Annotated in this window: 6 protein-coding genes; 3 read left to right on the top strand and 3 right to left on the bottom strand. The window is 38.9% G+C overall.

Annotation, left to right across the window (positions count from 1 at the left end; translation table 11 throughout):
• Positions 1-214: 214 nt before the first annotated feature.
• On the bottom strand, positions 215-7,471 hold the full coding sequence (gene sprA, locus IPO46_03425) for a cell surface protein SprA (protein ID QQS63659.1): 7,257 nt from the start codon (positions 7,469-7,471) through the stop codon (positions 215-217).
• A gap of 33 nt (positions 7,472-7,504) precedes the next feature.
• Entirely contained in the window at positions 7,505-8,089 is a 585-nt protein-coding gene (ruvA, locus tag IPO46_03430; protein ID QQS64309.1) for a Holliday junction branch migration protein RuvA, read from the bottom strand.
• Positions 8,090-8,271: 182 nt separating this feature from the next.
• Here ruvA and IPO46_03435 point away from each other — a divergent pair, with 182 nt between their 5' ends.
• Positions 8,272-9,261 (top strand): ketoacyl-ACP synthase III, encoded by a 990-nt coding sequence (locus IPO46_03435; GenBank protein QQS63660.1) that lies wholly within the window; start codon positions 8,272-8,274, stop codon positions 9,259-9,261.
• 14 nt (positions 9,262-9,275) lie between these two features.
• Here IPO46_03435 and IPO46_03440 read toward each other — a convergent pair whose 3' ends face one another.
• Positions 9,276-9,992, bottom strand: coding sequence for a ribonuclease H-like domain-containing protein (locus IPO46_03440; GenBank protein ID QQS63661.1), 717 nt, complete (start codon positions 9,990-9,992; stop codon positions 9,276-9,278).
• 102 nt (positions 9,993-10,094) lie between these two features.
• On the opposite strand from IPO46_03440, the gene IPO46_03445 reads away from it, so the two are divergent.
• Both IPO46_03445 and IPO46_03450 read left to right on the top strand, forming a co-directional pair.
• The gene (locus IPO46_03445; protein ID QQS63662.1) at positions 10,095-11,282 is read left to right on the top strand and encodes a hypothetical protein; all 1,188 of its coding nucleotides are present in this window, start codon (positions 10,095-10,097) and stop codon (positions 11,280-11,282) included.
• Between the two features lie 33 nt (positions 11,283-11,315).
• Positions 11,316-12,314, top strand: a complete 999-nt coding sequence (locus tag IPO46_03450) for a hypothetical protein (GenBank protein ID QQS63663.1) — start codon at positions 11,316-11,318, stop codon at positions 12,312-12,314.
• The last annotated feature ends 46 nt before the right edge of the window (positions 12,315-12,360 follow it).

Below are 12,360 nucleotides of genomic sequence, written 5' to 3' on the forward strand. Positions count from 1 at the left end.
CTAAAAAATTTTATCCGGGTTCTTTATATGCCGTAAATATACAAATACAAGTATAAAAAAATTGCCTTGTGGAAAATGCTGTAATTTTTTTTTTAATTTATTTACCAGTTATTCACAAATTATCTGATTTTAATAAAAAAGACATACGCAATTTGTGGTATAAGGCATTTATATTGGAAAAAAATTCTTATAGGGAAATAATAAAACAACAGCTCTATTGCTGTGCAAGTGAAATACGCACCTGCACACCTGCCCTGGTATTAGTTATGGGAGCGCTAGAGGAAATATATGGAATTACCCTTCGCTGGTCAAAGTAGAGTTTTATGTTTACCCTGTTATTGAGGTAATAGTCAATAGTGGGATTAATAGAAATTTCTTTGCTGCCAGCTGTGGGGAAATTGGTGGATTGGTCAAGCCGGTTGTTGGAAGTAATATTATCTCTTATCCTGAAATCGAGCCTGAAATTAATTTCATTATCTAATTTTCCATCAGCTTTTGAGCTGAGGAATTTTGGAAGTTTTAAACCGCCAAATAATTTAAGCCCACGTTTACGGTAGCCTGCGCCAATTACATACTCTGTACTTTTAACTTCGCTCAGTTGGTAATCGTATAAGCTTAAACTTAACTGCCTCGATTTTGAATATTCAAATTTTAGCTGCAATTGATTGGTGAACATCATATCAAAACCAATTAATGGGCTAAATTGCTCACCAATGCTGATATTGGGTACTAAAAAGAAAGGAATAAAATTGCCAGATGTGCTATCGTAAAAAGAAGGATACCCAAAGTTGCTTTGATCCTGGTACATTAATGCAGAAGTAAACCCGTTCATACTTAAGTTACCGGTATAGCCATGGGAAAGGGTGAAATTGGTAAATATTTTTTCCATGCCCTTTATTTTAGTAAGGCCGGTATAATCAATTTTCCAGTTTGGTTTAGGTTTTATAGATCTAAACGGATTGGATTTAATATTTGCATTATTTTGGTCAATCAAGCCCACTTTATCAGGATCCTGGCCAGTGTATGCAGCAATAAATGCCGGAATCAACACATCCACTGCATATTTATTATACCCGTAATAATAGCCATCGGCAAGCTGGCCCTGGCCTGGCTGGAGCTGCGTATAAGGATTTTGCTTGCCCAGCCTACGGGATAGAATGATTCGGTTGGCTTCAAATTTTTTAAAGGTTTCCGAAACCTGATTGGGCCCTGTTTTTTCAAAAAGTGTTTTAAATGAAATATAAGAAACATCAAAGCCTCCGCCTGCATAAGGGCTTAGGTGCATAAAGCTGGGGTTAGGGCCGCCGCTGGTATCTACAAAGCGGAAGGTTTCGGTATAATTTTTATTAAATGTTTTACTCAGGTTAACCGTTATCATTAAATCCTTTACTGGTTCAATAGTACCGGAAACGGTTATACGCTGATCAAAATTTTGCTGCAACATGGTATTAAATGTAGAATCCCTGGATATTACATTTTGTGCCGCTTTTTTATTGAGCCATGCTTTATCGGGCTGTTTGCCAAAAATAAAATCGAATCCGGGCTGCATGCTCCTGAAGTTTTCACCTGCATATTGCGTACTGTCCATATAGCCCGGCAACCTTGTATTGGCCATTTCTGTAATGGAGAAATTGGCTTGTTTAACACTGGTGAGTAATTTGCCCAAAACCCTGCCTGCCGTGCCCACATAAGGCATTGCGGTTTTATCTACAATACGCCGTGTTTTAATTACTTTTTTCCCGGTTTTAGTTATTACGGTATCTTTTACTTTAGTTACCCGGTTTTTCCATTTTTCTTTATCCTCAATATTTTTGGGTGCATCTAACTGGCGCAGCCATTTACTTTTTTGGTAGAGCCTTGTAAAATCAAATTGGGCAGTAGCTTCTTTTTGCTGGCCGTTTTCAATAATATTTCCCAGGTTTACAGCAAGGCGGCTGGCGCCAATCCAGTTATAGGTTGCCTGGTACTTTAGGTTAATTGTGGTCCAGTCTATTAATGGTAATTTATTTGTAGGCACTGCATATTGAAATGAAGCCGTTTGATTATAAATGGTATTTCTTCCGCCTTTTAATAGGTTTTTCCAAACGGTGTCTTTCTTTTCTTTGGTATCTATCCTGCCAAAAGGTTCATCTATACGGCTGTTATTGGTTGCTGTATAATCCAGCGTTACTGATCGGGTAAGGTTCCAGCGTAAAATATAATCCCGCTGAAACACAAAATATTTATCAAAGGTTTCGGGCACTTTATATTTATCATCGCCACCAATGCTCCTTGCCCTTATTACACCAAACTGCCGGGTAAGATCGGCCCTGAAACTTAACTGCGATGGTACATAGTTAAAATTAAAATCCTTAATCAGGTCAAACCAATGCGTTTTTGTTTTCTTAAATAATTTTTTAAATGGTTCTATGTATTTTGGCTGTGGCGCAAAATTATAGCCCAAAACGCCTCTATGGCGTGTTACATCATTATATTCTATTAACGGGCTTTGAATATGGGTATTGATATAAGAGTAGCTTACATCAAAGTTGGAAATATCATAAATTTTTGGCTTTTTCCCATTGGTTTTTTGTTTTCTTACATTAGTAAAATTGAGCGTTTTAATGGTGGTAATATCCGCAGCAGCATTTTTTATAGAATCTTTTTGCGGGCCATTGGCATTGGCTAATTTATCTTTTAGCTTAATGTCTTTATCATAAGGATCATACTCGGGGTTGCTTACCGTTTTGGAATAGCTTGCCATTACGGGTATAGACAACCCTGTATTTTTAGGAAGCAGTTTTCCCAATTCTAAATTTGCGGTTACATCAAACTGGAAAAAATTATCCCGATACCTTTCATTTATTCTTTGCTCCAGTGTACCAAAGCCAGCAGTATGCATATTGCCGGATAGGGATAAAGTACCCAGGTCGGCAAGGTTTACATCTACCCTGCCCAATGCGGCATATCCGCCTTTTTCATCAATAGATGAAAGCCTTAGTTCGTTTACCCAAATTTCGCCGCAGGCTACTTCGGCATGTGAAGTATTTTCCACACCAATTAACATTCCTCTCACTTCTGCAAGGTTGGGGTTGCCCATTACTGAATAGGTTTGCCCGTTGGATTGCAGTTCTTTATAAATTTGGCCAATTGGAATTGAAGAAAGGTTCCTGTTTTGTTTTAGCCTGGTGAGTACGGCAAAATCCAGGTCAAGTGAGTTATGAGGGTTCCAAAGTGTATCGTTGTAAGCATCCGAATCTGGGTTCATATTTCCAGCGCTCAATGGCGTTACATAAAGCGGTATGCGAATTTCGTAATAGTTGTTTACAAAATCGGTTCCCAGGCGAATTACTGCGGTAAGTTCTTTGTCTTTTATCGGGTTGCCCGGCGCATTTTTTACTGCTTCTTCGGCATGGATATACATTTGCAGTTTCCTGAACTGGCGCATATCCCTGTCGGCAAATGTTTGAAACACGGCTTTGGCATCTTTTAAATCCAGGTCGCAAAACTGCAAAGTCATAGCCTGCTCATTTTGCAAAAGGTTTACACCGTTATTGCTGGTTGTTTGCACCCTTTCAATTTCCCTGGGTGTACGGTAAGGCAAAGGCACACGCTTATCGTTTTCTTCAATATTTACAGCGCCTACATTTAGCGGTGTAGTGCTTGCGGTATTGAACATACCTGTGGTATCTACTTTGTATTGAAATTTGCGCCAGATATTACGGCCCAGTTGCAACTGGCCAAAACGTAACACCACAAGGCTGTCGTCAAAATCTGTCATATACATCCGCATAAAACGGATAGATTTAAAATCGGGGATATTGCCAATTTTTTGTTCGTAGCTGCCAATAGGTATCCTGAACTGGTACCAGGTTTCATCTCTGTTGGTGCCATTGGGCAAACTTATATTTACCACTTTTTTATCTACAATGTAGTTGCTGCCAATTTGCATTTCGGGTGCATCAGTACGTTTAATATCAACCTTGTATTGAAAGTATTCTTCTGTTTCATTGAGTGTATTATCCCTGTTGAGGTCTTCAGCATCGGGATATAAAGTTGCTGCTGTGGTATAAACGCCGCCAGAATTGATGGGAGAATTTCCATCGGGGCCATTATAATTTTTATAACGGGCAAGTATCCCATCCTGCCCATTAAAATTTCCATCCCTGTAATTTTTAAAATTATCAGAAGATGGGTCATTCAATGCTTGCTGGTAAATGGGTGAACCGGTTCCAAAATTGGCTGCCAAATCATTTAAGTAAATTTGGCGGTAGTTTACTTCTGCCGTATCGGAAAGCCCGTCGAAGCCTACATCCTGGTAAACCCTGTCTTCGGGCACATTGCTAAATGCATTGGTTACCTGTATGGGATTGCGAGGCACCCTGCCCCAAATAGTATTGTTTACTGCCGCAGGTGCATTGGGTGTTGGCAAGCCGTTTTCATAAAATCGCTGGCCATCTTTTAAAATATCTTCTGAAATATTTCCCAGGTTAAAAAATAATTTACCGCCTGAGGAAGAATTGTACTCCGGTAAAATATAGGGATCCTGCATCCAGAATTCTATGAACTCAATATTGGCTGTTTCAAAATCTGTTTGGTCCAGGCTACGCATCATTCCGCCCCATTTCTTTTTGGGATTAATTAAATTACCTGCTGCTTCAATTTCTGCAGGAGCTGAAGAGTAATTGTAAGGCCCACGTTGCCTTGGATAAAAAGATAAATCAAAAGTTACCAACTGGCTTTCTCCAAAACCTGTGGTACGCTGCGGAAAAATTTCTTTTTGATATACGGCACGAGTCCTTGGGTCGCTCAGCAAGTTTACATTTTCAATAGGGTTATTGGCGCCTTTGTATTGTTGCAGCGCCTGCTCTATTTGATACCAGGAAATTTTAGCCCTGTTTTTTCCATATACCAGGCTATTGGATGAGTCTGCTTCAGGAAACATTGCATTTCCAAAAATATCTTTTGAGCCGGAGGGTGTAGATGCAAGCATCCAGCTTATTGGTGGAAAACGCAAATCAATACCTGATTTGCTTCCTTCAAAATCATCTATATAAATTACGCCATTATTTCCCCTGCCTATTTGCGGTGCATGGCCGGGTTTTAAAACTGCTCCTTCAATATATGCATTTACTGCAGAGGGTACTGTTGTTGTATAAAAAGGTAATTTATCCAGCCACTTGGTAAGCCTTGGTAAATCTTTTTTGTAGCTCACATCTATACCATACATAGTATTGCGTATAGGGTCGTCGTTTAAATTTACTTTGGTGAAGAAGGGCCTTTCGCTTAGCCTTACGGTTGTTAAACCAAAAGAGAGTTGTTCTTTTTCGGTATTTTTTGCCAAATAATCAAGCCTTAAACCCATGTACGATCTTTGTTGCAGGCCAAATGTGGCATTGTTTTCAGAATTTACCTGTACAGGAATACCTGAATTTATTATGGCCTGGTTGGTAATATGAATGGTACCTAAATCGTAGTTAATATCATAATCTATACCTTCCTGCAATAAGCGGCCACCAGCAGTTACAGAAACCGAACCACGGGGAACATTATAGCCTATACTTATATCGGATGAGCCTGTACTTTTTGAAAGGCCTTTTAATACAAAGCGATTTAAGTTGGGATATTGCTGTGCTACGGCTTTTATAGAATCATACAATGCATAATATAAAGTATCTTTTGCCGTAGCGGGAACGGTGGTATAAATTTTATTGGCTAGGTCACGTCCAAATGGTTCCAGCACCGGAAATATAACCCGGCTATATTGCGAAACCACCGTAAAATTTTCTACATAATCAAATACGCCATCGGGCTGCGGATCCAGTTGAGAGTTTAGCCGGTCCAGGTTAATTAAAGAAATTATTGGTGTGCCATTTTCTTTATCACCAAAAGGTACATAGCGTTTTGCGCCAAGGCCGGGTTCCTGGTAAACAACATCCAGTTTAAAATCCTGTGGAGATATTACACCATAACCAATAGTGTATACATTCTTCATCATCAATTGCCAAAGCGGAAGGCTGGTACGCTGAGAGGTGGCTTTTAATAATTTTAAAAACAATACTTTTTGTGTTGCCGTTGTACTGTCTGGCGGTACATCTTGTGAAAATTCACCTACCTGGAAAATTTTTCCATTATAAGAAAACTGGTAAGCCACAGCAAGTACTTCATCGGGTTGCAGAGGCTGGCTTAAGGATAAGGTACCTATTTGAGCATTCCATATAAATTGTGTAGAATCTAATTTACGGGCAAAGGTTTTTTCAAAATCCTGAACGGGCTGCAAACCCAGGCCCAATAAATTGTTGTACACCAATGCAGGGTTTCGTGGGTCGGGCCTTGATAAAACCTGCTGCAATAAATCATTGGAATTATTTGATGGAACAGGAAATGTACCTGTAGGTGTAACCACAGGGCTGTAGGGTTGGTCTTCGGCAAGATCCATAAGGCCTACTACATCCCTTGTTTCTGTAGTAATACCTGTTTTATTGGTTACCCATACTTCGAGGCGCAATATTTGTACCGGGCTGGTAATTGCCGGCAAATTGCTCATGCGCTGGTTGTAGTTGCGTTTAAAATACTGGCCTAGTAAAAAGTGGCGGTTTTCTTCGTATTCATCTGCTTTTATTTCAAAAGGCTGTGCGGCTGTTCCACCCTGTAAATCCATACTTTGCCTTTGCGATTTTTGATTGGCCAATACGGTGGTGATATATAGCTTTCCAAATTGCAACTGTGTTTTTAATCCAAACAGTTGTTGCGCCCCGGGTATTAAAGTTCCCCGGCTGGAAAAACTTACATTACCTGCTTCAAACCTTTTAATAATTTCATCATCGCTTCCTGTATAATCCAGTTTTAGTTGGTTATCTACATCAAAGTTGGCGAGGGTATTATAGTTTATAGGGAACTTAAGTTTGTCCCCAATATTGGCATTTACATTTACCTGGGCATTCATATTAAAGTCAAACCCGCCATTGCGCCTTGCCCTTTCGGGTAGGGTTGGGTTATCTATATTCTGGCCCTGGTAACCTGCGGTTATATCTACATTGCCTTGTGGGTTAATTTCTATTTTACCGCTTCCAAAAAGCCGGTTAAAAAAATTGTCGTATAAAGATAATTTTGGTTTGGTGAATTTTCCCCGGTTGAGCAGGCTGGTAGTATTTGCCCTTTTTCTAAAATATTCTTCTTCGGCCTGGCTGTTGCGCATTTGCCAGTATTCATCAAAGCTGTAAGTAATGGGAACCCGGTAATATTTATCGCCAATTTTTTCATAAACCGTGTACCGGCGGTTTATGGCATCGTAAACAACAGAGTCTTTAATATTAGAAGGGTCGTTGAGGTCAAAAGCGCTTCTGCCGCCTGAAGAAAGTACATCTGAATACCTGTCGTGAATAGGATAATGGAGGCTGTCGTTATTTTGAGCAAAGGAAACTGGCGCCCATAGCAATACCAGCACATGTATCATGAGCAATTTTAAGAAAGAATTTCTGCTTAGCGACATTCAGGTAATAAATGGGTTTACGTAGAGATTCTGTCAAATGGCTTTAAGTGCTTTTTTTATCAAATCTTCCAGTTGTAATTCGCCGGTTTGGGAGCTGGCAACTTTTTTTAAAGCCTGCTCTGCCTGCGATTTTGGAATACCTAATGCAGTTAAAGCGTTTAACGCATCATATTCCATTGTATTGTTTGAGGTTGTTGGCATTTCTCCGGTATTTTCATGGCGCTGCACTTTATCCCTTAATTCCAGTACCAATCGCTCAGCAGTTTTTTTGCCAATTCCTTTAATTGCTTCAAGTGCCTTGCTATTTCCTACCAAAATTGCTACTACAATCTCTTTGGGTTTAAGAGAAGACAGCATCATTCTTGCCGTAGCTGCACCTACACCCGAAACACTAATCAATAATACAAAAATTTCCTTTTCCTGCGGTTCAAAAAAACCATACAAAGTATGTGCATCTTCCTTTACCTGCAAATAAGTGTACAATTTTACCTTTTCTAATGATTGTATAGCGCTGTAAGTATGTAAACTTATATTCACCTCGTAACCAATACCATTCACATCCAAATGCAATAGAGCCGGGCTTTTAAATGCCAATCTTCCTTCCAGGTATGCAATCATTATTAACTGGTAAAGTGGCGAAAATAAGGTTTTTTCGGCATAAAGAAGCACTCTATATATTACAGTTTTGCATAATTATTTATTATTTTATCCGGGATGAATCCGGCGGTAATACAATGTAGATTGGGCTACTGTAAAACCTTACCTGTTTTTTCCATTAATTTTGTGGCAAATTATTTTTCATGAGTAAAATAAATGCTGCCATAACGGCTGTGGGTGGTTATGTACCCGAGTACAGGCTTACCAATAAGGAGTTAGAAACTATGGTAGATACCAATGATGAATGGATACGTACACGAACCGGTGTTGAAGAAAGAAGAATTTTAAAAGGTGAAGGTTTAGGCACTAGCGATATGGCAGCAGAAGCAGCGAAAGAAGTTTGCATGAAAGCTGGCATCAATCCTGCAGAAATTGAATGTGTAATATGTGCCACCGTTACACCGGATATGGTTTTTCCGGCAACGGCAAATATTGTAAGCGATAAAGCAGGTTTTGTAAATGCATTTAGTTTTGATATTGGCGCAGCCTGTTCGGGTTTTTTATATGCCCTTAGTACCGGTGCTGCATTTATTGAAAGCGGCCGTTATAAAAAAGTAATAGTTATCGGCGCCGATAAAATGAGCAGTATTATTGATTATAGCGACAGGGCAACCTGCATTATTTTTGGCGATGGCGCCGGCGCCGTATTATTAGAGCCAACACAGGAAGATACAGGTATAAAAGACAGTATTTTAAAAAGCGATGGCAGCGGCAGGCAATATTTACACCAAAAGGCCGGTGGCTCTGTAAAACCAGCTTCGGTTGAAACCGTACTGGCCAAAGAACATTATGTGTACCAGGAAGGGCAAGCCGTTTTTAAATTTGCTGTAAAAGGAATGGCAGATGTAAGCTATGAACTGATGCAACGCAATAACCTTACTGCAGACGATATTGCATGGCTTGTGCCCCACCAGGCCAACTTACGTATTATATATGCTACCGCAAACCGCATGAGTTTACCCAAAGAAAAAGTAATGATCAACATCCATAAACTGGGTAACACCACGGCTGGCACTATACCACTATGCCTTTGGGAATGGGAAAACCAATTAAAAAAAGGAGATAATATTATTCTCTCAGCATTTGGCGGTGGCTTTACCTGGGGCGCTATTTGGGTAAAGTGGGCTTATTAACAGCAAAAAAATTATTATACATACTCAATATCATCGGGGTGAACCAGGCCTTTTCCTTTGAGACGCAAAAAAATATTACCCACAGTGGCAACATCTTTCTGGCAGTAAATTTTTATGCGTTCCAGGTCGTTTTCTTTCCAATACACATTACCTACCATGCTGCCATCAATATCGTCTTTAGGCGATGGCACTTCAAGCGCTGCCGCCAGCAATTTAAGCGATGTAAAATTTTTATAATCGCCAAACCTCCAGTATTGAAAAGTATCTACCAGGTTGGTTTCCCAGGGTTTCATATTTTGAAAATCCAAAAACCGGGGAATAGGGATACGGTTGATCAATAGCCTGCGGCAAATAAATGGAATGTCAAACTCCTTGATATTATGCCCGGCAAAACACCATTTACTGTTCCGGCCTTCAATTTTTGTCATAGTTTCCAAAAAATCATCCAGTATTTTTTTTTCATCGTGGCCGTAAAAAGATTTAATACGCATCCTCAATTGCGGCTCTTTCATAAAATAACCCATACTGATGCACACAATTTTGCTAAACTCTGCCATCACTCCTGCCCTTTGTGTATAAAAATCTGCTGCCGTTACATCCTGTGGAAGTTGTTTTTCCACTTTACCCTGCCATAGCTGCTGCCAGCTTTCATGCAACGCTGTAAAAAATGGTTTTTCAGAAACAGTTTCAATATCTATGATGATAATATCTTCGGTACGGATATGTTGCATACAATTATTTTTTTTATGATATGAAAGTACAAATATTTAATACAGGTTATTAAATTTTTTTTATGGCTTTATGCGTACTTTTAGCTACAAGATTTAAATACTATGGATAAAAAATTAAGAGACCAATTCAATCGTTCATTTACCCAGGAAAAATATGATACTTACATGCAAAAAATTGAAGCGTTGCATCCAGGCGCTTTAGATTTTCGCAATGCCGAAACACCTGTTTTTGTTCCCAGAGCATTCAAAGAAAAAATGCTAAGCGCCTGCGATGAAATTATTGAAGTAATAACCGATCCGCACTTTATGGAGCTTACCCAAAACAGCATCCCCAAAGATATGAACGTACCCGGAGAGGATGCCCACACCCAGTTTTTGGTTTTTGATTTTGGTGTTTGCCAAAATGCTGCAGGCGAACTGGAGCCCCAGCTTATAGAAATGCAGGGCTTCCCAACCTTATTTGGCTTTCAGGTGTACCACAGCCAACTCACAGCCGAATATGCTGCACTCCCTGCAAGTTACAGCCCTTATTTAAACGGATACAATAAAGAATCCTATACCCAACTCTTAAAAGAAATAATTGTAGGCAACCTGAACGCCGAAAATGTAATTTTATTGGAAATTTTTCCTGAGCAACAAAAAACCAGGATAGATTTTTATTGCACCGAAACTTTATTGGGCATTAAAACCGTTTGCCTCACAAAAGTAAAAGCCGATGGAAAAAACCTTTATTATGAAAATGCAGGAAAAAAAACAGCTATCAAAAGAATTTACAACAGGGTAATTTTTGACGACCTGCAAAAACAAGAAAATTTACCACCCATTATAGATTTAAGCAAAGAATATGATGTAGAATGGGCGCCGCACCCAAATTGGTTCAACCGCATCAGCAAATTTACTTTGCCTTTTATACAACATCAATGTGTGCCGGAAACTTATTTTCTCAATGAAATAAAACAAGCTGTAAACTTAAATGAATTTGTATTAAAACCATTGTTTTCATTTGCCGGAATGGGTGTGGTAATTGATGTACAGCAATCAGACATTGATGCCATAAAAGACCCGGAAAACTGGATATTGCAAAAAAAAGTAAACTACGCTCCCGTAATAGAAACGCCCAATGAACCGGCAAAAGCAGAAATTCGCTTATTCTATTTTTGGAAAAACGAATGGCAAAAACCCGTAGGCGTACTTAACCTGGCAAGACTGAGTAAAGGAAAAATGATTGGTACACGTTATAATAAAGATAAAGATTGGGTGGGTGGCTCTGTGGCTTTTTTTGAAATGTAAACCAATTAAACTTAAGCAATAAAAACAATTACTATGCGGCCCGGATATATCCGTTTTATCCATTTTTTAGAAAAAACAAATGAATTAATAATCAATGCAGCGAAGCAGCCCAACCCGGCATTATGGCTACTGCAGCACAATGGCCGCACGCCTTTTTTTATGCTGCAAGGCCTGGCAAAAATCCATGAAGCATTTCACAATAAAAAAAAGTTTAAAAAAATAAGAAACAATTATTTTAAGATAATTGAAGACGGCCTTGGCCAAATTGATTATTATGATTTTTATATTAAAGAATTTGAAGGCATTATAACCATACCCAAAACGGCAATTGCATATTTAAAAGAGCAGATGCAAAAAAAATTAACTGATTTAAATGAAATACTGATTAAAGACGGATGGATAGATGAAAATAAAAGCCGCATTACTTGTATTAAAGAAAAACTAGAAGGTGCAGATTGGAAAAAAGAGAAAAAGGAAATAAAGTTGTTGCTGGATTTTTATGATAATGAAATAAAAGAGATATTTGATTTTTATAAAAAAATTGGCAATGGCTTTACCCAACTGGAAGAGCAGGTACATGAATTAAGGAGAAAACTACGCTGGTTAAGCATTTATCCGCAAGCCATGCTGGGCAGTATTCAATATACCAACAGCGCCCACCCTATTGCAGAACTGCCTAAATACTTAACACCGGAAATATTAAACTCGCCTTATAATATTTTTCCTGAAGCAGGGAGCAATAAATATTTTTTACTGCTGGAAAAAAATTATTTCTTTTCGCTGAGCTGGATGATAAATGAACTGGGCAATGAGAAAGATAAAGGCCTGGGTATATACCAGCTTGCAGCAGCTTTGGAACATACCGAAAACCTTGACAAAGAAAAAGCCATAGCAAGGGCCGGCGAAATTTTACTGGGTAATGCCAAAGCGCTTGAGCAAATACTGCACTATTGCCATACCATTTGTACTGACTTTTTTAAAGAACGCAACCTTAATAAATTGGTTTACGGAATAGCAAAAGCCAGCGAATAGTTACTTGCAGCATTCTTTTTTTCTTACAAAAATGGCTTTACCTATT

The sequence above is a fragment of the Chitinophagaceae bacterium genome, assembly GCA_016699815.1.
In the GTDB taxonomy this organism is placed as follows: Bacteria; Bacteroidota; Bacteroidia; order Chitinophagales; family Chitinophagaceae; genus Ferruginibacter.

Bases quoted from the DNA above. Each gene is read 5' to 3' on its own strand.
- sprA (QQS63659.1), bottom strand. From the start codon at position 7,471: ATGTCGCTAAGCAGAAATTCTTTCTTAAAATTGCTCATGATACATGTG.
- ruvA (QQS64309.1), bottom strand. From the start codon at position 8,089: ATGATTGCATACCTGGAAGGAAGATTGGCATTTAAAAGCCCGGCTCTA.
- IPO46_03435 (QQS63660.1), top strand. From the start codon at position 8,272: ATGAGTAAAATAAATGCTGCCATAACGGCTGTGGGTGGTTATGTACCC.
- IPO46_03440 (QQS63661.1), bottom strand. From the start codon at position 9,992: ATGCAACATATCCGTACCGAAGATATTATCATCATAGATATTGAAACT.
- IPO46_03445 (QQS63662.1), top strand. From the start codon at position 10,095: ATGGATAAAAAATTAAGAGACCAATTCAATCGTTCATTTACCCAGGAA.
- IPO46_03450 (QQS63663.1), top strand. From the start codon at position 11,316: ATGCGGCCCGGATATATCCGTTTTATCCATTTTTTAGAAAAAACAAAT.